Genomic DNA, 22,408 nt, shown 5'->3' with positions numbered 1-22,408 from the left:
TAATGTTTTCTAGAATACCCAACCCGGACGGCGATAAACCGACGCCGGGCACGAAAGAACAGAGATGGCATCACTGGAAGTCGGCAAGGTTCAAATCTATACGGGCGACGGCAAGGGCAAGACGACGGCTGCGCTGGGCCTCGCGCTGCGCGCCACGGGCTATGGACTTAACGTGCTCATGCTTCAGTTTGCCAAGAAGCTGCACTGTGCCGAACATGACGCAGCACCTCGATTGGGGCTACGCATCGTACAAGCCGACCGCGACACGCCCGAAGCCTGTGCCGCACAGATCATGGAGCTGGCGCGCGAGCAGATTAGCCAGGTCGACGTGCTGATCTTGGATGAGCTGGGAGAAGCCATGCGACGGGGCTTTGTGACGCGCGAAGATGTCGAAGCGTTAATCGCAATGAAGCCCGCCACCACGGAGCTCGTGCTCACCGGCCGTGGCTTGCTGCCCCTCGCCGACCTTGCCGACCTAGTAACCGAAATGCGCCCCGTCAAACACTACTTCGACGAAGGCCTCCTAGCCCGCCAAGGCATCGAATACTAGCCATTGCGGACGTCCCCAATGGCTAGGCAGTGGCGCGGCCGAGCCAGTTGCCGCTGTGGTGGTAGATGGTGAACATTATGGCGGTGATGAGCCAGGTTACGGGGTAGACCAGCAGCAGGTGCTCAAGCGACGGATCGAACGGCATAATCGCAAACACCCAGATCACCCTGAGCACGACGGTGCCAAAAATCGTGAGCAGCATGGGCTGCAAGCTCACGCCGGCGCCGCGGATGGAACCCGAGGCGTTCTCGATAATCGAGAAAATCGCATAGAACGGCGCAATGAAATGGAGGATGGTCGTGGTGTACGCCGAAATCGAAGCATCGTCGACAAACAGGCGCGACAACGGACCCGAGAACACCAGCAGCACGGCAGACAGGCCACCAATGAGCATAAACGACAGCACGAGCGACGTGTGGTAGCCCTTTCGCATGCGCTCGTAGTTGCGCGCGCCAAAGTTCTGTGCCGAGAACGTGGTAATCGACACGCCAAGCGCCTCGGTAACCATCCAGACAATGCCATCCAGGCGGCCCGAAAGACCCCAAGCCGTGGTGACATCGGCACCAAACGAGTTGACCGACACCTGAATCAAAACGTTGGAAATCGAATACGCAGCAGACTGAAAGCCAAGCGGCAGACCACACGAAATCATGCTCTTACAAATACCAGGATCAATGCCGAGTTTGGACAGTGAAAGCCGCCACGCACCCGGTGCGTGCATCATACGAATCACGATCATCGTGGCATTGGAGCAAATGGTCAGCGCCACCGCGATGCCGCAGCCCAGAGCCTCCATATGAAGTACGGCAACGAAGATGACATCCAGCACCGCATTAACAAGGCAGCCGGAAGCGATGATCACAGCGGGCCCGCGCGTGTCGCCCACGGCGCGCAGCAATGCCGTTCCCATATTGAGCAGCAGCGCCGCAACCATGGCGGCAAAATAGCAACGGGCATAGGCCACGCCCTCGGCCAATAGTTCATGCGGCGTATTCATAAGCACCAGCATGGGCTCAACGAACACTATGCCAAGAATCGAGAAAACGATTCCGCCCACCAGCGCGAGCGTCATGGCCGTATGGACCGATTGGCTCAGGCGCTCGTCATCGTGCTGGCCAAAAAACTGGCCCGTAATGACCGCGCAGCCGGCACCGACGCCAACGCAAAAGCCAATGCAGAGCTCGGTGAGCACCATCGTGGCCTGAATGCCACCCAGCGCGAGCTTGCCGCCAAACTGACCGACGATATAGGTACCGATAAGCGTGTATGCCTGCTGAAAGAACGAACTAAAGAAGATGGGAACGCACAGCGACAGCAGCTGCTGCCAAATGACACCCTGCGTTACATCGATAGCCGTAGATTTCTTAGCCACACGCCCTCCCCACTAGCGTACGTCATACAACAAAACGGCAATTTAAGACCAAAGCCGACACCAGCTTAGCACCGACCAGCGTCGGCCGAAACGCCCCGAACCACAGCCCGGTGCGAAATATCTGTTTAGTGATACAGCCCCGGCTGGTAGTGGTACTCGTTGCTCACATGCGGGCACAGCTGCCAAAAGGCGACAGCACTTGCCGCGGCCACGTTAAGCGAATCGACCCCGTGCGCCATCGGAATGCGCACGGCTCGGTCGCAGCCAGCAATGGTCTTGGCGCCTAAGCCAGCACCCTCGGTGCCCATAAAGATTGCCAGGCGGTCAATCTCCTGCAGCGCGGGATCGTCCAACGACACCGAATCATCCGTCAACGCCATCGCGGCACACGAAAAGCCGGCATCGTGCAGCGCCGCCAGCCCATCATGCGGCCATACGCGCGCCTCGCTGCCAATGCGTGTCCAGGGCACCTGGAACACCGTGCCCATGCTCACGCGGGCCGAGCGACGGTACAGCGGATCGCAGCACGTCGGACTGACCAAAATACCGTCGACATTGAGCGCAGCCGCCGAGCGGAAAATCGCGCCGACGTTGGTGTGGTCGACAATGCCCTCGAGCACGCACACGCGCACCGGGCGCTCCCCCGCCGCCTCGACGACGCCACCCAAGAACTCGGCTACCGGAATCTGACGCGGGCGACGGAACGCCGCGAGCGCACCGCGCGTCACGTTAAAGCCCGTCAGCTGCTCCATAAGCTCCATCGAGGCCACGAACACGGGAACCGGGCCCGCACCTTCGCGTACCGCCAGGCGCTCAAACAGCGGCATCATCTGGTCGAGCCAGCGTTCGCCCAAAAGAAAGCTCACCGGCTCGTATCCGGCACGCACTGCGCGCTCGATAACCTTGGCACTCTCGGCGATAAAGATGCCCTTTTGCGGCTCCAGCACGCAGCGCAGCTCACGCTCGGTCAGTCGCACGTAGGCATCAAGCCGCTCGTCCTCGAGCGAATCGATTCGCAGCACCTCAACGGCATCAGTCATAGCAGCCTGCCCGCACCTTTCTTTGCAGCACCTATACAAATATCGGGGCAACGCCATGCGCTGCCCCGCCACTCATTCCAACCCGATAATACCGAAGGGATAATCGGGTTTACGCCTCAACGCGACGATACGTCACGAACTCATAATCGAGACCCTCGTCACCCTCGCCCGCGGCAATCGTGGCAACACCGCCACGCCGCGCAATCTCCCACGCGGGATCGGCATCCAGATCGGGAAAGTACGTATCCACGTCATGCACGCAGTGGTCATGCGTAACCTCGGCCTCCGCGCAATACGGCAAAAACTGCCGATAGACATCGCCGCCACCGATCACCCACGCAACGGGTTCATCGGCAACCGCGGCGAGCGCTTCGTCAATGCCATGCACCACGTCAACGCCCTCGGGGGCAAAGCCCTCGTCGCGCGTGAGCACAATGTTGCGGCGATTCCTGAGCGGACGCCCACCGGGAAAACTCAGCAGCGTCTTGCGCCCCATAATGACCGGGCAACCTTTGGTGCACGCCACAAAATGGCGCATGTCGGCGCGATTGGACACCACCATGTCGCCCTCGCACCCAATACCCCAGTCATCGCACACGGCGACAATGGCAGAAAGCTTACACGTCATGCGCGTCACCTACACCGCGATGGGGATGTTCTTGACCTGCGGGCCGTGCTCATAGCCCTCGACGATCAGGTCATCGGTCGTAAACGCATAGAAGTCATGCACATCGGGGTTGAGCGTTACCTTGGGCGCGGCAAACTGCGGACGCTCGATAAGTTCGCGGATGATATCGACATGACGGTCGTAAATGTGGGCATCGGCAATCACGTGCAGCAGCTCGCCAGCGATCATATCGACCGACTGCGCGACCATCATCAGCAAAATGGCGTACTGGCACACATTCCAGTTGTTCGCGGCCAAAATATCCTGGCTACGCTGGTTGAGAATCATGTTGAGCGTCGGCTTGTCGTCCTGCGGGCGCTGCGTCACGTTATACGTCACGCTGTAGGCGCACGGATACAGGTGCATCTCGGACAGGTCGCTAAACACATAGGTGTTCGTCATAATGCGGCGGCTGTACGGCGTGTGCTTGAGGTCGTACAGCACGCGGTCCATCTGATCAAAGTCACCCTCGGCATAATGGCTCTTCTGCCCAATCTGGTAGCCGTAGGCTTTGCCGATAGAGCCGGTCTCGTCGGCCCACTCATCCCAAATATGGCTGTTGAGGTCATGCACGTTATTGGACTTCTTCTGATAGATCCACAGGATCTCATCCATCGCAGACTTAAGCGCCGTGCGACGCAGGGTGAGCGCGGGGAACTCCTCGCGCAGGTCGTAGCGTGCCGTAACTCCAAAGTTTTTAATGGTATAGGCAGGGGTGCCGTCCTCCCACACCGGGCGGACCTTTTGGCCCTCGGTCGTGGTGCCATGGTCCAAGATGTCGCGGCACATAGCTACAAACTGCTGATCAGCCTTGCTCATTGACCCTCCTGTCAGTCGCCTATAAACGAGATTCATTGTAGCCCAGGCGCACGCGGCCCCACAGCCCAAACATAAGCCCTCATATTCTGACATATGCCAGAAATTCCTTGCGCAAATCTACAGTTTCGTTATTCTATTGTTGACATATGTCAGATAAGGAGGGTGCATGGCAGGAAGACGCGAGAAACTGCGCCGCGTCGGGATCATCCCCGAATACCGCGGCTTTACCCCCGATGGCCTGGCGAGCGGAGACGCCATCGACATGACGATCGACGAACTCGAGGTGCTGCGCCTGTGCGACCTGGAAGGCCTTAACCAAGAGGCAGTCGCACAGCAGATGGGCATCGCGCGCGCCACGGTGGCGGCAATCTGCAGCCGTGCGCATCGCAAGGTAGCAAATGCGCTGGTCAACGGACGAGCGCTCATCATCAAAGGCGGCAATATCATGTACTCCCCCATCACCACAACGACGGCCGCATGGCCAGCAAAGGAGGTCGACACCATGAGGGTGGCAACCACGTACGACAACGGCAACATCTTTATGCACTTTGGCCGCAGCGAGCAGTTCAAGATCTACGACATTCAGGACGGCAAGGTGCTCAACGAACAGGTCGTGGGCACCGGCGGCACCGGCCACGGTGCCCTTGCGGGCCTGCTCGCCAACGGTGGCGTGGACGCGCTCATCTGCGGCGGCATCGGCGGTGGCGCTATCAACGCGCTTGCCCAAGCCGGCATCACGGTATACGCAGGTGCCCAGGGCAACAGCGACGCTTGCGTCGAGGCCCTTATCGCCGGCACGCTCGCACAGAACGGCGAGGCCACGTGCGGCTGCCACGGCCACGACCACGAGCACACCCACGAGCATGGCGAGTCCTGCAGCTGCCACGGTCATCACGAGCACGAGGGCCACGAGGGCTGTGGCTGCCACTAACGACAAAACTGCGCGTCAGCACGCTTCAACGCTTGCAACAACCTGCGAACGAACGGCAAAGGCCGCCTGGAGTACCATCCAGGCGGCCTTCGCCATACACGACTCAAGCAGTCGTTACTTCTTATTGCGCATCTGCGCTTCCATCTGGCGCAGTAGCTCCATATCGGACTTGGGACCGCCCGTACCCAGGCCGCCCATGCCGCCCAGGCCCATGGCATCCAGACCGGGAATATTGGGCATGCGCATCTTTTTGCCCTTCTTGCCCTTCTTACCCTTCTTGCCGCCGGCCTGCGCCTGATTGGCCATCGTGCGCATGCGGCCCATCATCTTATTCATCTCGCCCCACTGCTTCATAAGGCTGTTGACCTCGGTGGGAGTCACGCCGGCGCCCTTGGCGATACGGGCGCGACGCTGACCGTTGATGATGGAGGGACGCAGGCGCTCCTCCTTGGTCATCGACATGATGATGGCCTCGTTCTTGTCGAAGATGCCCTCGTCCAGGTTACCGCCCATCTGGTTGAGCGCGCGCTGGCCGCCGGGGAGCATACCCAGGATGCCCTTCATGCCGCCCATCTTCTTGACAGCCTTCATCTGGTCGAGCATGTCGTTCATGGTAAAGCCCTCGCGCAGCATGCGCTCGGCGGCCTCGAGCTGCTCGGCATCGGCGGCCTCCTGGGCCTTCTCGATGATGCCGACGACGTCGCCCATGCCTAAGATTCGCTTGGCCATGCGGTCGGGATAGAACGGCTCAAGCGAATCGGGCTTCTCGCCCATGCTCACGAACTTGATGGGCTTGCCGGTCACCTGGCGCACGGAAAGCGCACCGCCGCCACGAGCATCGCCGTCGAGCTTGGAGATGATCACGCCGTCAAAATCGGTGCGCTCGGCGAAGGTCGAGACGACGTTGACGATATCCTGGCCGGTCATGGCATCGACGACCATCAGCACCTGATCGGGCTTGACGGCCTTCTTGATGTTCACGGCCTCCTGCATCATCTGCTCGTCGATCTGCAGACGACCGGCGGTATCGACGATGACCACGTCGCGCAGGTGGTCGACGGCCTCCTGGATGGCGCCCTTGGCGATATCAACCGGGTGCTCGCCGTCACCACGGAAGACCGGTACGCCGATCTCTCCACCGAGCGTGGCCAGCTGGTCGGCGGCGGCGGGACGGTAGACGTCGCACGCGGCGAGCAGCGGCGAGCGGCCCTGCTTCTTGAGCAGGTAGGCCAGCTTTACAGCTGCCGTGGTTTTACCGGAGCCCTGAAGGCCCACGAGCATGATGACATTGGGAATGCGGTTGCTAAAGACGAGCTTGCTCTCGGTGGAGCCGAGCATCTCGGTGAGCTGGTCGAGCACGATCTTGACGACGTTTTGCGCCGGCGACAGCGACTCCATGACCTCGGCGGTCATGCAGCGCTCCTTGGTCTTGGCGACGAACTCCTTGACGACCTTGAAGTTGACGTCGGCCTCGAGCAGCGCCATGCGAATGTCGCGCATGGCAGAAGTAATATCGGCCTCGGTCAGCTTGCCCTTGCCACGCAGGCGGTCAAATGTGTCGTTGAGGCGATCGCTCAGAGAATCAAACACTAGTCACTCCTTAGTTGGACTCGCCCACCAGGGCGCGGCAGAAATCTTTGGCATTGAACTCCTGCAGGTCATCAACCTGCTCGCCCACGCCCACGCGCAGGATCGGGAGCTTGAGCTTCTCGGCCACAGCCATGGCGATGCCGCCCTTAGCCGTGCCGTCGAGCTTAGTCATGATAATACCGTCCAGGCCCAGCGCCTCGTTAAACTCGAGCGCCTGGTTCAGACCGTTTTGGCCTGTTGCGGCATCGATTACGAGGACGACCGAGACGGGCATGGGGCCGGCGGCCATATTGGCGGCGCGCTTACGCGTCACGTTGACCACCTTGGCAAGCTCGCGCATGAGCTCGGGGCTCGTGTGCAGACGACCGGCGGTGTCGATAAGTACCAGGTCGCTGCCGCGCTTGTCGGCCTCGTCGAGCACGTCGTAGCAAACGCTCGCCGGATCGGAGCCGCGGTCGCGCTTGATGACGGGGACACCGGCGCGCTGGCCCCACACATCGAGCTGCTCAATGGCGGCGGCGCGGAAGGTGTCGGCTGAGCCGATCACGACGTTCTTGCCGCGGGCAGACATGGCGCTCGCGATCTTGCCGACCGTCGTGGTCTTGCCGGCACCGTTAATGCCCACAAACAGCACGCAACTCGGCGTGTCGGCGAACGGATCGCGCTCGACGGGCACAAAATGCTGCTCGAGCTGCTCGGCCAGGGCGCGACGGAGCTGCGGGGCGGTCTTAAGGTTCTTCTTGGCCGCGGCATCGCGCAGGTCATCGGACACCTGGATCGCGACCTCGGCACCCATGTCACCCATGACGAGGGTGTCCTCTAGGTCCTCCCAAAAATCCTCGTCGACCTCGCCGCCAAAGTAAAAGACCTCGTTGAGGGCCTCGCGGCTGCGCTCAAGTCCGCGCGAGAGAGCATCGAAGAATCCCATTATGCATTCACGACCTTTCCGGTTTCGCGATCGAGTTTTTGCGAGACGACGCGACTGACGCCGTCGGCTTGCATCGAGACGCCGTAGAGGACGTCAGCGTCCTCCATAGTACGGCGCTGATGCGAGATAACCAAGAGCTGCGTATCGGAACGCAACACGTCGAGTGCGCCGATGAGCTTGGACAGGTTGGCGTCATCGAGCGCCGCCTCGACCTCGTCCAGCACATAGAACGGCACCGTACGCGTGCGATAGACAGCAAAGAGCAAGGCGAGCGCCGTCAGGCTCTTCTCGCCGCCCGACATGAGCATCATCTTGGTGATGCGCTTGCCACGCGGCTGCGCCACGACCTCGATGCCCGTCTCGGCCGGATGCTCAGGGTCGGTCATCTCCAGATGCGCCTGACCGCCCGGGAACAGCATGGCGAAGATCTCGCGGAAGTTCGCATCGACCTTCTCGAAGGTCACCAGGAAGGCCTTGCGCATCTTACGGTCGATGGCCACGGTGATCTTGGTGAGCGCCTTGCGCGCGCTCTCCAGATCGGCCAGCTGCTCCTCGATGTAATCGGCGCGGCGCTTGAGCTGCTCGTACTCCTCCATGGCAACCTGGTTCACAGGGCCCAGGTTGTTGATCTGGCGCACGAGCTGGTTGAGCTCACGCTCGGCAGCGTCACGGTCGGTGGGCGCAGGAAGCATGAGCGCCTCCTCGAGCACCGTGGTGCCATCGGCGGTAATGGCCTTGATAGCCGCCTCTACCTGCACCTCAAGCTTGCCGCGAGCGACCTTGAACTCGTTTTGCGTCGCGGTGGCGGCATCGACCCGCTCCTTGGCGCGGGAGACCTCGGCCTTGGCGTCCTCAATGGTCTTCTTAAGCGAGGCCGAGTCAGCCTCCTCGAGCGAAGCCTGGTCACGCAGACGCGAGGCCCAATCCGACGCGCGCTCCAGCAGGGCCGAATAGCGCTCGTGCATGGGATCGACGCGCAGGCGCAGCAATTCGAGCGAGCGCGAGGCCTGGCGTGTTCCGCGGATACGGCGGTCGATGCCCTCCAGGCGATGCTCCAGATCGGGCACACGGCCCTTCAGCGAACGCAGGCGCTCGCTCGTCTGGGCCAGGCGCACCTTGGCATCGGCGAGCTTGCCGGCAGCCTCGGAATCGTCACGGCGCACGCGATCGAGTTCGTCGTTGGCTTCGGCAATCTGGAGACCCAGGTCGCTTGTCTGCGCACGGGCCTCGTCGCGCGAACGGGTGAGCTCGTCAACGCGCGGACGCGCAGCGCGAACGGCCTCGGCGGCCTGCTCGCGGCGCTTGGAGATACGCACGCGCTCGACCTCGGCATTGTTGGCGCTTTGCTCCAGGCGGCCGATCTCGGAAAGCAGCGAGCGGCGCTCGCCCTCAAGACGGGCAATCTCGCCGGCGGCATCGCCCTCGGCGGCACGCGCCTCCTCGACGGCCGCATTGACCTCGACGACCTGATCCGACACATGCTCAAACACGGCAGCCAGATCGGGCTCCAGACCCTCTAACTCGCGAATACGACGCTTGCGCTCCAGGGCACCCGAGGCCTCGCCGGCATCGAGTCCAACGCGCACCAGGCCGCCACAGCTCACGCGGGCGCCATCGGGAGTCACATAGGTCACACCGTCAACGACTGGTGCCGCCAGCGCGGCAGCCAAGTCATCGACCACGTAATAGCCGCCAAGCAGGGCCTCGACAACCGGGCCATAACCGGAACGCACGGACAGACGATCGACCAAACGCGAACCGGCAGCGCCCTTAGCAGCAGCACCGCCGCTCACGCCGCGCGCCATCAGCAGCGCCTCACCTGAGGCCTTCTTTTGGTCCAGAGCCGCACGGCCGGCACGCTCAAGCGTGGCGGCGTCATCAAACAGCAGGGCATCGATATCGCCGGCAAGCAGCTGCTCGACCAGACCCTCGAGCTCACGAGGGGCCTCGAGCACATCGCCCAGACGACCCGAGACATCATCGCCCAACGCGCCCATCAGACGGCTCACAAGCGGCGAGCTGTCAGCCATGCGGGCATCGAGCTTCTTTTGGCTCGCGAGCTCAGAGCGAACCTCGGACAGTTTATTGCGCGCCTCGCTCTCGCGATTACGCAGGTCCTTCAACGCCGCACGGGCGACCTCGGTGGCCTCACGCGCATCGACCTGGGCTTGGCGAGCCTGATCGAGCGCACCTTCGAGCTCCTCAGCGCGGTCGCGACGGCTCTCGAGCGAGGCCGTGACCTCCTCGAGCTGCTCGTCGATCTGCTCCAGGCGCGAGGCGTACATGTTGTCCTCGACCTCGGCGTTGCTCAGCGAGTCCTTCACCTTGGCAAGCTCGAGCGCGGCGTTATCGGCCGCACGCTGCACATCGCGCTGCTCGCGCGTAAGCTGCGAAATCTGATTGTCGAGCGCAACGCGACGCTCGTGGAGCTGGGCGGCGGCAGGAGCAGCGGCGTCAACGTCGTCCTGGGCCTGCATGTGCGCACCGGTAACTTCCTCAAGCTGGGCACGCGCATCCTCGAGCTCCTCGACCACGCGACGACGCTGATGTTCGGAGCTCGAAATCTGGCCGCGCATGTCGGACAGGCGCGACACCATGTTGTGGCCTTTTTCCTCGAGCAGGCGCATATCGGAGTTAATGCGGCCGACCACGTCTTGCATATGGCGGCGCTGCTCGCCCAGATCGCCCACAAAAAGGCCCTTTTCCTCGAGCATGACCTGGAGCTTCTCGAGCTCGCGCTCCTTTTCGCCCAGGCGGTACTGCGCAAGCTCAAGCTCGGCAGCGCCCTCCTTGGAGCGGCTCTCCAGGTCGTTCCACTGCGACTGCAGCGAACGGAGCTCGTCGACGGCCAGCATCTGCGTAAGCTCGTTCGCACGCGAGGACAGCTCTTTGTACTTGCGCGCGCGATCGACCTGACGCTCCAGCGGCCGCAGCTGGCGGGCGATCTCCTTATTGATGTCGCGGGCACGGGTCAGGTGCTCGTCCATCGATTTAATCTTTTTGAGCGCACGCTCCTTGCGGCGCTTATGCTTGGAGATGCCGGCAGCCTCCTCGATCAGGGCGCGGCGCTCCTCGGGGCGGCTCTGCAAAATGGCGTCGAGCTTGCCCTGGCTGATGATGGAATGCGTATCCTTGCCCAGGCCCGAATCGTGCAGGATGTCCTGAATGTCCATCAGGCGGCACGGGCTCGAGTTGATGAGGTACTCGCTTTCGCCCGAGCGGTACATGCGACGGGTAATAGCGACCTCGTCAAAGTCGACGGGCAGCATATGGTCCGAGTTATCGAGCACCAGCGTGACCTCGGCGACACCCACCGGCTTGCGCGCCGACGAGCCCGAGAAGATGACATCCTCCATGGCCTGGCCGCGCAGCTGCTTGGCACTCTGCTCGCCCAGGACCCACAGAATCGAGTCGGAGATGTTCGATTTTCCCGAGCCGTTGGGACCGACGATGACGGTCAGGCCCGGCTCAAACGTCATATGGGCGCGGTCGGCAAACGACTTGAACCCTTTGAGCGTGAGGGACTTGAGATACACGGTTCCTCGCTTACACGTGCTTCTTGTTCAGAATCACGCCGTTGGTGGTGTAACCCATGCGGTCGAGCGCTTCGAGCGCGGCGGCTCCCTCGGCTTCCTTCTTTGAGGAGCCGGAGCCGCGACCCTGGCGAATACCATCGATCAACACCACGGCGGTAAAGGTGGGCGCATGCGCCGGGCCCTCGGAGCCAACGAGCTTATACGCTGGGGGCTCGTGACCGTCGGCCTGCACGCACTCCTGCAAAAACGACTTGGGGTTCGCAGGATGCTCGGCACGCTCGGAAGCCAAATGCGGCTTAAGCGTACGGTGAATGAACTCCGCCGCCGCATCCCAGCCGGCATCCAGGTACAGCGCACCCACGAGCGACTCATAGACGTTCTCGAGGGCCGAATGCAGGCCGCGCGCACCAGTACCGGTCTCAGAGGCACCAAAGATGATGATGTCGTCGATGCCCAGCTCGTGAGAAACCTCGGACAGCGTAGCACCCGAGACAAGCGACACCTTCAGGCGCGTGAGCTTGCCCTCGTCAAACTCCGGATAGGACTCAAACAGGGAGCGTGCGACCACAGCGCCCAAAATGGAATCGCCCAAGAACTCAAGGCGCTCATAGCTGGCAGAAACCGGCTGTCCCTCGACTGCCGAGGGATGCGTAAGGGCCGCGCGCAGCAGCACCTTATTGTTGAACTCGTGGCCCAGGATTTCCTGGGCGCGCGTAAGTCGGTCGGATAAAGCCAAGACTTAGGCCTCCTTGGCAGCTTCGATAGCGTCGACGGCGTCGGCGACAGAGTTGAGCGAGAGCAGGGTCTCGTCATCGATCTCGAGGTTGAACTCGTCCTCGATAGCCGTAACCAGCTGCAGGCGCTCGAGCGAGTTGGCATCGAGGTCGTCAAAGGTGGTCTCCTCGCTAATTTCGGCAACATCGACGCCCAGAACGTCAGCAGCGACCTCGGCGATCTTGTCGAAGATTTCGGAGCGGTCCATAGCGCTTCCTCTCATAGTGCATGAATACCAAAAGAATGGTACCGCCCGGGCGGTACCAAGACACGGTTCTGATTCTACCCCACGGCGTGCACCGCGAAGCACATAACAGCGCTCTAACTCGCTCTTATAAAACGATACCATCCATAGAGTTGGCGACATTCTCGACCAGCCCGGCGCGCACGGCTTCGGCCGCCGCGAGCGTACCGTTTTTGACAGCCTCGACTGAGGTGGCACCATGGCCGATCAGGACCACGCCGCGCAGGCCCAGAAGAATCGCGCCGCCCTTGGCGTCGCCAGAGAGCTTGGCCTTGATCTCGCGCATCTGCTTTTTAATGAGCAGCGCGGCGATCTTGGTGCCGAGCGAGGCCATAAAGGCGCCCTTGAGCTCCTGCAGCAAAAACTTGGCAGCGCCCTCGGTGGCCTTGAGCGCAATATTGCCCGACATGCCATCGGCAACGATGACATCGAAGTTACCTGAGGTGAGGTCGGTGCCCTCGCAGTTACCAACAAAGCCGGGAACGGCGGCCTTCATAGCAGGGAAACAGGCCTTGGTAAAGTTGGAGCCCTTCTCGTCCTCGGTGCCGTTGGCGAGCAGGCCCACGTGAGGATGCTCGATGCCCAGGACGACGCGGGCATAGGCGCTGCCCATCTGGGCAAAACGCACCATATCGTCAACCTCGACATCGGGGTTGGCACCCATGTCGCACAGCACCGTCAGACCGCCGGCACGATTGGGCAGCGCATTGGTCAGACAGGGGCGCACCGGCTGCTTCTTGCCTTCGGCCTGATACCTAAACGGCGTCACATAGGCGGTGGCGGCAGCGGTCATGGCGCCGGTGGAGCCGGCGGAGAAGAACGCGTCCGCATTTCCCTTCTTGATGGCGCGGCACGACAGCACGATCGACGACTTGCGTTTGGTCATCACGGCGCGAATGGGATCGTCATCCATGGCGATAACGTCGGGTGCCTCAAGGGCCTCAACACGTGCATGGGAAGCGGCAAAGGGATTGACGATTTCGGCGGGGCCAGCTGCCAAGACCTCGATATCGGGATCGGCGGCAAGTGCAGCCTCGATACCATCGAGAACAACCTGAGGTTTCTCGTCTCCGCCCACAACGTCTACACAAACGCGAACGTTACTCATAAACATACTCCTTATACAAAAATGGCCGACTCATTGAGCCGGCCATTGTGGTTCCATTTGGAACGGCATCGCATCCAGAGTATACCGTTACTCGGTAACGATAACCTCGCGGTCCTTGTAGAAACCGCAGCTGGGGCACACATGGTGCGGAAGCTTGACAGCGCCGCAACGGGGGCACGTGGACTGAGCCGCAGCCGTAATCTTCATGTTGGCGGAACGACGGGTGTGAGTGCGGATACGACCCTGCTTTTGTTTAGGTACGGGCATAGTGACCTTCCTTATGAACTATCCAGTGTGGCGATTACGCGCAAGTAGCGATACTACCACAGTTTTACTCATCGAGCTTGAGATTCTTCAATGCTGCAAATGGATTTTCCGTGGCAGCGGCCCATTCCGCCTCTGCCTGGGCGGCGCAATCGCATTGCTCGACGTTGAGATTGCAACCGCATGTGGGGCACAGACCACGGCAATCGGGCTTGCAGAGCACCACAAACGGCGTGTCCATAACGACCGCGTCATTGATGGGCTCGCCCAGATCGACGAGACGGTCCTCACCCAGGAGCTCGTAGCCGTCCTCGTAGGCCTCGGGATCCTCGGGCTCCTCAAAGAGGTAGAACTCCTCGATTTCGCCGGCGATATCAAACGAGGCAGGCTCCAGGCAACGGTCGCACTCGCCGGTGGCGTGCGCGCGGACCATGCCCGTGAGCAAGACACCGGTACCGGCATTGGTAAAGACAACATCGTAGTCGATGCCGTCCTGAAGCTGGTACTCCTTCTCGCCCACCGTGTAGGTGGCGACATCGACCTTACCGGTCAGCGGATACGAATCTCCAGGAAACTCGAGCTGCTCGGAAAGATCGACGGTAACGCTCGGGAACTCAGCCATTACCACTGACCATTCTGTTGGGCGGCACCCTCGTTGAGCTGCTGACGGCAACGGGTAACGGTGCCGGTCAGGCTCTTGAGGTTCTCCTCCAGGTGCGTAAAGACCTGCTCTGCATAGTCCTCGGCAGCATAACGCGTCTCGCGCTCGTACTGCTGGGCACGATCGCGGATGTCGTCGGCCTGCTGCTGCGCAAGGCGGACGATTTCCTGCTCACCGGCAATGGTGAGGGCCTGCTGCTGAGCGTCAGCGATGATGGAATCGGCCTGGGCGGCGGCGGAAGCCATGAGCTCCTCGCGCTCCTTAAGGATACGGCGGGACTTCTGCCACTCCTCGGGATAGCTCATGCGGATCTCGTCGAGGATGTTGAAGAACACGTCGGCGTCGATGACCTTGAACTGAGCGTTCTTGCCGAAAGGCGGCTTGGCTTCCTCGATCAGCCCTTCGAGCTCATCGACCAAGCTGACGATCCTATCGCCAGGAAAATTCTCGCCCGGCATCCGGTCTCCTTTCATAGGTAACATATCATCGTGCTAGTTTACCACATGCCACCAGGCAATAAGAAACGTCACGAAAAGCGATGTTTGAGCGATTCGACCACGTTGGGCGGGACAAACGTCGATACGTCACTACCGAGCGAGGCGATCTGGCGAACAACCGAGCTCGAGATATAGCCGTACTGCGGCGCGCTCATGACAAAGATGGACTCCAGCTCGTTATCCAAGCGATAGTTGAGGTCGGCCTGCTGCAGCTCGTACTCAAAGTCGGTCATGGCGCGCAGGCCCTTGACCACGGCCCCCGCCCCCTGCTCGCGAGCGAAGTCGACCAAGAGGCCGGTAAAGGGCAGGACCTCGACGCCGTCGATATCACCAAGCGCCTCGCGGGCCAGCGCCACGCGCTCATCGAGCGTAAACGTGGTGCCCACACCGTTTTTACCCTGCGACTCGGCAACAGCGACGATCACGCTGGGAAAGATGCGGCGGGCGCGGCGGATCACATCGATATGGCCAAACGTGATGGGATCAAAGGTGCCCGGGACGATCACGCGGTTGATGGTGTCATTCATGGGCGTCCTCCTGAAACGTCGTGGCATCGTTGTTCTCGGCATTTGCGCCGGCGCTGACGCCTTCACCATCGTTATCGTCGACCCAACGAAGCAGGTCGACCGAGGTAATGCCGTAGCGTTTCTCACGTACAGTCTCAAAGCCTGCCGGATGCGCGCCCGCATCGGCGGCGGCATGCTCAAACAGGGCGTAAGCGCCAGACGCAAGCAGACCCTGCTGGGCCAGATTCTGCAGCAGTTCCTCGACCGGCTCGGCACCAAAAGCATAGGGCGGGTCGAGCAGGACCAGATCAAAGGGGCCGCCCGGTACACGACCGCGCGAGGCACTCGCCAGCATGTCGCCCGTGACCACGCGCCAACGCGCACGGTCACGGCAGAGCGACTCGATATTCTTGGTAATGAGCCGCGCGGCGTTGCGATCGATCTCAAACGTCGTGAGCGAGCGGGCCCCACGAGAGAGTATCTCTAACCCTAAGGCACCGGAGCCGCCAAAAGCGTCCAGCACACGAACCTCGTCCAAATCGAAATCGAATGCCGACATGACCATAGAAGCGCACGCCTCGCGCACGCGATCAGTCGTGGGGCGGGTGACATCGCGACCACGGGGCTCCTCGATCTTACGACCGCGCCATTCGCCGCCGATGATTCTCATCCTCCGCTGACCTCCTTAAAGATATGTCGATAACGCATGGCGACCACGTCGCGCAAGGGACGCGTCGCCACAGAGTCAAGGTTGCAAGCATACCGCAAGAGCTCGACCGCGTCCAAATGGGCCCATTCAATCAGTTCCTCGTCGGCATCCAGGTCGACAAAGCGCAGGGTCACACCACCATGCTGACGGTACCCCAGGATTTCGCCTTCATGGCGCAGGCGCAGGTCCATCTGGGCGAGCGTAAAACCGTCCGAGGTCTTTTCGAGCGACTGGAGACGGTCTTGCGCCGCCGACGCGCCGCCGTTGCCCTTGGAGTGCGTCATGACCAGGCAGGTGCCCGACACGCTGCCGCGGCCCACGCGGCCGCGCAGCTGGTGTAGAGCCGCCAAGCCAAAGCGCTCACCGTTCTCGATGACCATGACCGTGGCGTTGGGCACGTCGACGCCCACCTCGACCACCGTAGTCGAGACGAGCACATCGATCTCGCCACGCTTGAAGGCATCGATAACCTGGTCCTTCTCCCCCGCTGGCATGCGGCCGTGAAGGCGCTCGATGGCAAGCCCCGGCAACGCCAGGCGCAGGCGGTCGAGCTCGGTTGCCGTATCGTGCAGCGGCACGGGGACGGTTGCGCGGCCCTCATCGTCGCGGGCAATACCGGGCACGTCTTCCAGTTCATCGGCCGAGTCGCTCGGCTCCACAAGCGGGCAAATCACGTAGGCCTGCTGACCCTTTTCGTGTGCCTCGCGGATGGCGCCATAGGCGAGGTCGCGGCTCGACTCGGTGAGAACACGCGTCGTCACGCCAGCGCCAGGGACTGGCCGATGGCGGATGATACTCGTGTCCAGATCGCCGTAGACCGAAAGCGCCAGCGTACGCGGGATGGGCGTTGCCGTCATAACGAGCAGATCGGCACCGGGGCCCTTCGCGCGTAGGGCGTTGCGCTGGCCCACACCAAAGCGGTGCTGTTCATCGATGACCACGAGGGACAGTTGCTTGAACGCAACGTTATCCGAAAGCACCGCGTGGGTGCCAAAGAGCACGTCGAGCTCGCCCGATTTCAGCTGCGCATGGATCTGCTCACGCTCAGCCGCCGGCGTGGCCCCCGTCAGAAGCGCCCAGGACATGCCGGCCTGCGAGAGCAGAGGGCCGGTCTTATCGGCATATTGGCGCGCCAGCACGCCCGTGGGCGCCATAACGCAGGCCTGCGTGCCGCTATCGGCAGCCACAGCCAGCGCGCAGGCGGCAACGGCGGTCTTACCGGTACCGACATCGCCCAGCAGCAGACGGTTCATCACGCGCACGCCATCGCACATGTCATGCAGGATGTCTTGGAATGCGGCCTCCTGCTCGTCGCTCAGCGAAAACGGCAGGGCTTGCTTGAGCGCGGCCAGGTGCTCGCCCGCGGTGTGAGCATAGGGCACCACATCGACCAGGCCGCCGTCGTTGCGCAAACGCAGCGCCAACTGAAGGCAGAGGCACTCCTCATAGGCAAGGCGACGACGCGCGATATCGCGCTCGGCCATGCTCGATGGAAAGTGAATTGAGCGCAGCGCGCGGGCATTGCTCATCAGGCGGCGCTTGACGCGCAAGCGTGCGGGAATCGGGTCGAAGGGATTGCCGACGACCTCGAGTGCGCCGCTTACGATGCGGCGCATCCACGCCTGGCTCACGCCATCACTCACGTAATGGACCGGCAGGATGGTGCCTGCGGCGCGCCCGTCCTCGAGCTTTTCAAAGTGCGGCGAGGCCATCTGCTTAAAACCGTAGGCAAACTCGACCTTGCCCATCACGGCTAGGCGGTCGCCCTGCTTAAGCTGCTGGGCAATCCAGGGCTGGCGGAAAAAGGCGACCTGCAGCACGCCCGTCTCGTCAACAAGTGAGACCTCAGTCACCTGCATGCGCGGACGCGGCTGCTTTTGGACGATACGGTCGACCGTGGCGATGATGGTGCACACGGTACCGATGGGCGCCATCTCAATGGACCACGAACGGGTAAAGTCGAGGTATCGATGAGGGATATGGAGAAGGAGGTCCCCCACCGTCCGAATTCCCAGACGGCGAAGGGCCTCCTCACGTTTACCCGAAACATATTTGAGTCGCGCGATATCCTCGTCGAGCGCATTGCTCTGGGCAAAGCGCTCCGAGACGCGCGGCACGGAGCACAGCTCGGACATGGGCAGAGCCTACTCGATCGAGAAAATCACGGGATAGAGCGGCTGCTCGCCACGATGGGCGTCGATCTCCAGATCGGGCTGAGCCTCCTCGATAGCGTCGACGATCTCCTGGAAGGCCTCATCGGACAGCTCCTCGCCGGCCAGAATCGTCAGCGCGTCGCCCTCCTCTTCCTCCTGCATGCGGTTGATGCAGTCGAGCGTGACCTGCTTCACGTCGGAGCCGACCACGTCGATGGAGCCGGCGATGATACCCATGACGTCACCGGAGTGAATCGGAGAGCCGTCAGAAGCGCTGGAATCGCGCACGGCGCGGGTGACCTCGCCATCGCGGACCTCGCTGATGGCGTCGACCATGGCGGCGACGGCGTCCTCGAGCTCGGAATCGGGCAGGACCGCGAACAGCGCGGAGAAGGCCTGCGGAACGGTCTTGGTGGGAACGACGGCGACCTTCTTGTCGGTGCAGGCAGAGGCTGCGGCCTCGGCAGCCATGCGGATGTTGCCGTTATTGGGCAGGATGATAACCGAGGTCGCGTTGACCTGGTCAACGGCGCCCAGCAGGTCTGCAGTCGAGGGGTTCATGGTCTGGCCACCCGACACGATCACATCGACGCCGAGGGACTTAAGGATGTCGGCCTCGCCGGAACCGGCGGCAACGGCGACAAAGCCCAGGGCCTTCGCGGGCTCGGCGGCCTTCTCCTGGTCCTCGTGAATCTTGGCGGTACGGTCGTGGGCCTCCATCTCCATGTTGTGGATAAAGACCTCATAGATCTGACCGAGCTGCAGCATGTGCTCGAGCACCAGGTTGGGGGTGTTGGAGTGCACATGGATCTTGTAGTCGGGATAGGCGCCCACGAGTAGCTCGCAGTCGCCCATGGAACCCAGGAACTTAAGGCACTCGTCCTCGTCAAACGGGGCGTCGGCCTTAAACAGGAACTCGTTGCAGTAGCGGAACTCCGAGCCCTCCCAATCGTCGTTGGCCTCGATCTCAACGCGACCAAGGGCCGCGTCGCGGGCAGAGCCAGCGGAATCAAACGTGGCGGAGAAATCCTCGACAACGGTGCTGCGGCCAAGTGCTGCAGCCACAAAGTTCTCCAGGAAGATGGCAAAGCCAAAGGCGCCGGAGTCGACCACGCCGTTCTCCTTCAGAACGGGCAGCAGGTCGGGCGTGCGGGCGACGGACTGGTACGCCTCGACGACGATAGCATCGAGCGCATCCTCGGCCGAGAACTTCTTCTTCTCGCACTCATCGGCCTTGGTCGAGACATCGCGCAGGACCGTGAGGATCGTGCCCTCGATGGGCTTGCGGACAGCCTGGAAGGCAACCTTGACGGCACGACGGAAGGCGAAGGCAATGTTGGCGGACGTAATAGGCTCGTCGGCAGAGACAAGACCCTCGGCCACGCCGCGCAGAATCTGCGAGGTGATGACTCCGGAGTTACCGCGGGCACCCATCAGGGAGCCGTGGGTGATGGCGCCGGCGATGGCCTCCATATCGGCATCGGCGGGAAGGGCGGAAAGCTCCTTGGTCACCGAGGCGAGCGTGAGCGACATGTTGGTGCCGGTGTCGCCGTCGGGTACGGGGAAGACGTTGAGCTTGTTGATCTCCTCGGCCTTGTCGGAAACGGCAGCCGCAGCGATCGGAAAACAGGTGCGAATGGTCTTTGCAATCATGGGTATTTGAATCTCCGTTTTCGGATGCTAGTTCAGACGGCTCTTGAGCGCGTCGATATGGATGCCGATCTTAAGGCTGGCGGGATCGATCTGGGCGATCTCCTGCAGGGTAAAGGCAACGGAGCTCGAAAGATTGTGGCAGACGGACTTCATGTTGACGCCGTTCTCGAGCACGACGTGAAGATCGACCGTAAGGCCGTTCTCGTCGGCGGAGACAAGCACGCCCTTGCGGAGGCGCTGACCGGCAAGCAGGCGCACGCTCTCGGCGCCCTGGAGCTGCTCAGCCATACCGACAACGCCATAGCACGTCATCGCGGCATAACCGGCAATATCGGCAATAACGTCGTTCGAGACGCTCAGGCTGCCGTTAATGGTCTCAGACACAAGAATCTCCTTTTCTTGGTGCTCGCGGCACCATGTCGTGGGAGCAATCATTGCAATATTCTACAACGACCGCGGCATGTTGAGGTGGCGGGCCTCGGGATTACATCCTCGACACGAAATGTTGATATGGTAACGTTCGCGAACGGCGATCGCGGCATGAAAAAACCCGCCGCATAAGCGACGGGTTTTACAACCTGGCTCCCCGGGTAGGACTCGAACCTACAACAGCGCGGTTAACAGCCGCGTGCTCTACCATTGAGCTACCGAGGAATTTAAAGCCCAACGGAAAGGGCTGGAAAATTCTGGCTCCCCGGGTAGGACTCGAACCTACAACAGCGCGGTTAACAGCCGCGTGCTCTACCATTGAGCTACCGAGGAATAGGTGCGTGCTCTCAAGCAACGAAGTTTATTATACGGACGAATCAGCTCAGGGCAAGAACTTTTTTAAGAAATTTTCCGACCCAGTCATTGGGGACGTTCTTAAACGACCAGTCATTCAAGAACGTCCCCAACGACTACATAAAAGCGCCCTCAAGCGGATGTGCTTGAGGGCGCCTCTTGCTTGACTAGCTTTCGATATAGTCCTTGAGCTTGCTGCTGCGGCTCGGGTGACGAAGCTTGGCCAGGGTCTTGGACTCGATCTGGCGGATGCGCTCGCGCGTGACGCCAAACTCGCGGCCGACTTCCTCGAGCGTACGGGGATGTCCGTCGACAAGGCCAAAGCGCAGCTCGATAACCTTGCGCTCACGATCGGCAAGCGAATCGAGCACTTGGGTGAGCTGCTCCTGCAGCATGGAGAAGCTGGCCGCATCGGGCGGAACGATGGCCTGGGAGTCCTCGATGAAGTCGCCCAGCTGAGAATCCTCTTCCTCGCCGATGGGGGTCTCGAGCGACACGGGCTCCTGCGAGATCTTCTGGATCTCGCGGACGCGGTCGGCGCTCATGTCCATCTCGGCACCGATCTCCTCGGGGGTCGGGTCGCGGCCCAGGTCCTGAAGGAGCTGGCGCTGCACGCGGACGAGTTTGTTGATGGTCTCGACCATGTGCACGGGAATACGGATGGTACGGGCCTGGTCGGCGATAGCGCGCGTGATGGCCTGACGGATCCACCACGTGGCGTACGTGGAGAACTTAAAGCCCTTCTGGTAGTCGAACTTCTCGACGGCGCGGATCAGACCGAGGTTGCCCTCCTGGATCAGGTCCAGGAACAGCATGCCGCGACCGACATAGCGCTTGGCGATGGAGACGACCAGACGCAGGTTTGCGCTGATGAGCGCCTGCTTGGCTTCGAGGCCCACGTTCTCAATGCGCGTAAGGCGACGCATCTCGGCACGCGTGAGTTCGAGCTCACCAGCATCGGCAGCCTCGAGCTTCTCGGTGGCCTCAAGACCGGCCTCGATCTTCATGGCCAGATCAACCTCTTCGGAGGCGGTCAGCAGGTCGACCTTGCCGATCTCCTTGAGGTACATACGGACCGGGTCGCCGGTCAGCATCACCGTGGAGGCATCGATGCCACGCACGCGCGAGCGTGAACGAGACGTGCGCACGGTGCGCTTCTTCTTGCTCTTGGAAGAACCCATCTCGGCGTCGGCCTGACGGGCCATCTTGAGCTCGTGATCGTCGAGCGAGCCGGAATCGTGCTCGTCGTCGTCATCGAAATCGTCGGTATCGGTATCGTTATCGTCATCGTCGACGTCCATGGGGGCGTCGTCGTTACCGCTCGCGGAGATAATCTGGATGCCGCTGTTGCGCAGCGCGGAATACACCGCGGTGAGCTGCTCGTCAGAAACATCGATATCCTTCAGGGCGACCTGAATCTCGTCCTCGGTTACCGAAGTCCTGTTTGAGCCGTTGCCCATGAGCTTTGCAACGTAGGATTCCAGCCCAGTACCCGTGCTCTCAGTCTTTTTTGGCACAGATTCTCCCTTCATAGTCCACAGGACTCAATACTTTAGCACACACATTGACGTCTATACCCAAAAAGAGAACTGGATATAGGCGAGAATACGCTGGTTGACCACA

21 protein-coding genes and 2 tRNA genes are annotated in these 22,408 nt (G+C 61.4%); 2 read left to right on the top strand and 21 right to left on the bottom strand.

The annotated features are described in order from the left end of the window. Window positions 1-64 precede the first annotated feature (64 nt). Window positions 65-550 (top strand): cob(I)yrinic acid a,c-diamide adenosyltransferase, encoded by a 486-nt coding sequence (locus NBH09_RS03675; RefSeq protein WP_250787087.1) that lies wholly within the window; start codon window positions 65-67, stop codon window positions 548-550. A 22-nt stretch (window positions 551-572) separates the two neighbouring features. Here NBH09_RS03675 and NBH09_RS03670 read toward each other — a convergent pair whose 3' ends face one another. The 4 genes from NBH09_RS03670 to thyA all read right to left on the bottom strand — a co-directional run bounded on the left by NBH09_RS03670 (window position 573) and on the right by thyA (window position 4,448). Further along, complete coding sequence (locus NBH09_RS03670; RefSeq protein ID WP_250787086.1) at window positions 573-1,922, bottom strand: MATE family efflux transporter; 1,350 nt, start codon at window positions 1,920-1,922, stop codon at window positions 573-575. 125 nt (window positions 1,923-2,047) lie between these two features. Continuing rightward, on the bottom strand, window positions 2,048-2,962 hold the full coding sequence (locus NBH09_RS03665; protein WP_152068073.1) for a TrmH family RNA methyltransferase: 915 nt from the start codon (window positions 2,960-2,962) through the stop codon (window positions 2,048-2,050). 109 nt (window positions 2,963-3,071) lie between these two features. Then, window positions 3,072-3,590 (bottom strand): dihydrofolate reductase, encoded by a 519-nt coding sequence (locus NBH09_RS03660; RefSeq protein WP_250787085.1) that lies wholly within the window; start codon window positions 3,588-3,590, stop codon window positions 3,072-3,074. A gap of 9 nt (window positions 3,591-3,599) precedes the next feature. Next, window positions 3,600-4,448: a thymidylate synthase gene (gene thyA / locus NBH09_RS03655; RefSeq protein WP_138374835.1), complete on the bottom strand. Its 849-nt coding sequence runs from the start codon at window positions 4,446-4,448 to the stop codon at window positions 3,600-3,602. A gap of 166 nt (window positions 4,449-4,614) precedes the next feature. Here thyA and NBH09_RS03650 point away from each other — a divergent pair, with 166 nt between their 5' ends. Continuing rightward, complete coding sequence (locus NBH09_RS03650; protein WP_250787084.1) at window positions 4,615-5,379, top strand: DUF134 domain-containing protein; 765 nt, start codon at window positions 4,615-4,617, stop codon at window positions 5,377-5,379. A 114-nt stretch (window positions 5,380-5,493) separates the two neighbouring features. On the opposite strand, the gene ffh is transcribed toward NBH09_RS03650, so the two are convergent. From ffh to rpoD, 17 genes are all read right to left on the bottom strand, one after another. Continuing rightward, window positions 5,494-6,969 carry a signal recognition particle protein gene (gene ffh, locus NBH09_RS03645; protein WP_250787083.1) on the bottom strand — a complete coding sequence of 492 codons (1,476 nt, stop codon included), beginning with the start codon at window positions 6,967-6,969 and terminating at the stop codon, window positions 5,494-5,496. Between the two features lie 10 nt (window positions 6,970-6,979). Continuing rightward, entirely contained in the window at window positions 6,980-7,897 is a 918-nt protein-coding gene (gene ftsY, locus NBH09_RS03640) for a signal recognition particle-docking protein FtsY (RefSeq protein WP_154515458.1), read from the bottom strand. Continuing rightward, entirely contained in the window at window positions 7,897-11,433 is a 3,537-nt protein-coding gene (gene smc, locus NBH09_RS03635; RefSeq protein WP_250787082.1) for a chromosome segregation protein SMC, read from the bottom strand. Before smc ends, ftsY begins: the two co-directional genes overlap by 1 nt. Window positions 11,434-11,443: 10 nt before the next feature. Beyond that, on the bottom strand, window positions 11,444-12,169 hold the full coding sequence (rnc, locus tag NBH09_RS03630) for a ribonuclease III (protein ID WP_195503185.1): 726 nt from the start codon (window positions 12,167-12,169) through the stop codon (window positions 11,444-11,446). Between the two features lie 3 nt (window positions 12,170-12,172). Beyond that, window positions 12,173-12,415 (bottom strand): acyl carrier protein, encoded by a 243-nt coding sequence (locus NBH09_RS03625; RefSeq protein ID WP_055286398.1) that lies wholly within the window; start codon window positions 12,413-12,415, stop codon window positions 12,173-12,175. A 124-nt stretch (window positions 12,416-12,539) separates the two neighbouring features. Beyond that, on the bottom strand, window positions 12,540-13,559 hold the full coding sequence (gene plsX / locus NBH09_RS03620; RefSeq protein WP_250787081.1) for a phosphate acyltransferase PlsX: 1,020 nt from the start codon (window positions 13,557-13,559) through the stop codon (window positions 12,540-12,542). 87 nt (window positions 13,560-13,646) lie between these two features. Continuing rightward, window positions 13,647-13,826, bottom strand: coding sequence for a 50S ribosomal protein L32 (rpmF, locus tag NBH09_RS03615; protein ID WP_250787080.1), 180 nt, complete (start codon window positions 13,824-13,826; stop codon window positions 13,647-13,649). 64 nt (window positions 13,827-13,890) lie between these two features. Next, entirely contained in the window at window positions 13,891-14,445 is a 555-nt protein-coding gene (locus NBH09_RS03610) for a YceD family protein (RefSeq protein ID WP_117837204.1), read from the bottom strand. Beyond that, entirely contained in the window at window positions 14,445-14,942 is a 498-nt protein-coding gene (locus tag NBH09_RS03605; RefSeq protein ID WP_040358176.1) for an ATP synthase subunit B family protein, read from the bottom strand. The genes NBH09_RS03610 and NBH09_RS03605 overlap by 1 nt, the downstream gene beginning before the upstream one ends. Window positions 14,943-15,010: 68 nt before the next feature. Continuing rightward, window positions 15,011-15,508, bottom strand: coding sequence for a pantetheine-phosphate adenylyltransferase (gene coaD / locus NBH09_RS03600; RefSeq protein ID WP_250787079.1), 498 nt, complete (start codon window positions 15,506-15,508; stop codon window positions 15,011-15,013). Continuing rightward, window positions 15,501-16,157, bottom strand: a complete 657-nt coding sequence (gene rsmD, locus NBH09_RS03595; protein ID WP_250787078.1) for a 16S rRNA (guanine(966)-N(2))-methyltransferase RsmD — start codon at window positions 16,155-16,157, stop codon at window positions 15,501-15,503. Before rsmD ends, coaD begins: the two co-directional genes overlap by 8 nt. After that, window positions 16,154-18,331 (bottom strand): ATP-dependent DNA helicase RecG, encoded by a 2,178-nt coding sequence (recG, locus tag NBH09_RS03590; protein WP_250787077.1) that lies wholly within the window; start codon window positions 18,329-18,331, stop codon window positions 16,154-16,156. The genes rsmD and recG overlap by 4 nt, the downstream gene beginning before the upstream one ends. A gap of 9 nt (window positions 18,332-18,340) precedes the next feature. Further along, window positions 18,341-20,002, bottom strand: coding sequence for a DAK2 domain-containing protein (locus NBH09_RS03585; protein ID WP_006234030.1), 1,662 nt, complete (start codon window positions 20,000-20,002; stop codon window positions 18,341-18,343). Between the two features lie 27 nt (window positions 20,003-20,029). Continuing rightward, the gene (locus NBH09_RS03580; protein WP_022093773.1) at window positions 20,030-20,386 is read right to left on the bottom strand and encodes an Asp23/Gls24 family envelope stress response protein; all 357 of its coding nucleotides are present in this window, start codon (window positions 20,384-20,386) and stop codon (window positions 20,030-20,032) included. 195 nt (window positions 20,387-20,581) lie between these two features. Beyond that, a tRNA-Asn gene (locus tag NBH09_RS03575) sits at window positions 20,582-20,656 on the bottom strand. 33 nt (window positions 20,657-20,689) lie between these two features. After that, a tRNA-Asn gene (locus NBH09_RS03570) sits at window positions 20,690-20,764 on the bottom strand. Between the two features lie 188 nt (window positions 20,765-20,952). After that, window positions 20,953-22,302 (bottom strand): RNA polymerase sigma factor RpoD, encoded by a 1,350-nt coding sequence (rpoD, locus tag NBH09_RS03565; protein ID WP_055286388.1) that lies wholly within the window; start codon window positions 22,300-22,302, stop codon window positions 20,953-20,955. Window positions 22,303-22,408 lie beyond the last annotated feature (106 nt).

The organism is Collinsella sp. BG-O-102 (assembly GCF_023656745.1).
Classification (GTDB): Bacteria; Actinomycetota; Coriobacteriia; order Coriobacteriales; family Coriobacteriaceae; genus Collinsella.
This window is presented reverse-complemented; position numbering and strand designations above follow the sequence as displayed.

Excerpts from the sequence above, each read along its gene's own strand:
- NBH09_RS03675 (WP_250787087.1), top strand. The coding sequence starts at position 65 with ATGGCATCACTGGAAGTCGGCAAGGTTCAAATCTATACGGGCGACGGC.
- NBH09_RS03665 (WP_152068073.1), bottom strand. The coding sequence starts at position 2,962 with ATGACTGATGCCGTTGAGGTGCTGCGAATCGATTCGCTCGAGGACGAG.
- NBH09_RS03660 (WP_250787085.1), bottom strand. The coding sequence starts at position 3,590 with ATGACGTGTAAGCTTTCTGCCATTGTCGCCGTGTGCGATGACTGGGGT.
- thyA (WP_138374835.1), bottom strand. The coding sequence starts at position 4,448 with ATGAGCAAGGCTGATCAGCAGTTTGTAGCTATGTGCCGCGACATCTTG.
- NBH09_RS03650 (WP_250787084.1), top strand. The coding sequence starts at position 4,615 with ATGGCAGGAAGACGCGAGAAACTGCGCCGCGTCGGGATCATCCCCGAA.
- ftsY (WP_154515458.1), bottom strand. The coding sequence starts at position 7,897 with ATGGGATTCTTCGATGCTCTCTCGCGCGGACTTGAGCGCAGCCGCGAG.
- NBH09_RS03625 (WP_055286398.1), bottom strand. The coding sequence starts at position 12,415 with ATGGACCGCTCCGAAATCTTCGACAAGATCGCCGAGGTCGCTGCTGAC.
- plsX (WP_250787081.1), bottom strand. The coding sequence starts at position 13,559 with ATGAGTAACGTTCGCGTTTGTGTAGACGTTGTGGGCGGAGACGAGAAA.
- rpmF (WP_250787080.1), bottom strand. The coding sequence starts at position 13,826 with ATGCCCGTACCTAAACAAAAGCAGGGTCGTATCCGCACTCACACCCGT.
- NBH09_RS03610 (WP_117837204.1), bottom strand. The coding sequence starts at position 14,445 with ATGGCTGAGTTCCCGAGCGTTACCGTCGATCTTTCCGAGCAGCTCGAG.
- NBH09_RS03605 (WP_040358176.1), bottom strand. The coding sequence starts at position 14,942 with ATGCCGGGCGAGAATTTTCCTGGCGATAGGATCGTCAGCTTGGTCGAT.
- coaD (WP_250787079.1), bottom strand. The coding sequence starts at position 15,508 with ATGAATGACACCATCAACCGCGTGATCGTCCCGGGCACCTTTGATCCC.
- rsmD (WP_250787078.1), bottom strand. The coding sequence starts at position 16,157 with ATGAGAATCATCGGCGGCGAATGGCGCGGTCGTAAGATCGAGGAGCCC.
- recG (WP_250787077.1), bottom strand. The coding sequence starts at position 18,331 with ATGTCCGAGCTGTGCTCCGTGCCGCGCGTCTCGGAGCGCTTTGCCCAG.
- NBH09_RS03585 (WP_006234030.1), bottom strand. The coding sequence starts at position 20,002 with ATGATTGCAAAGACCATTCGCACCTGTTTTCCGATCGCTGCGGCTGCC.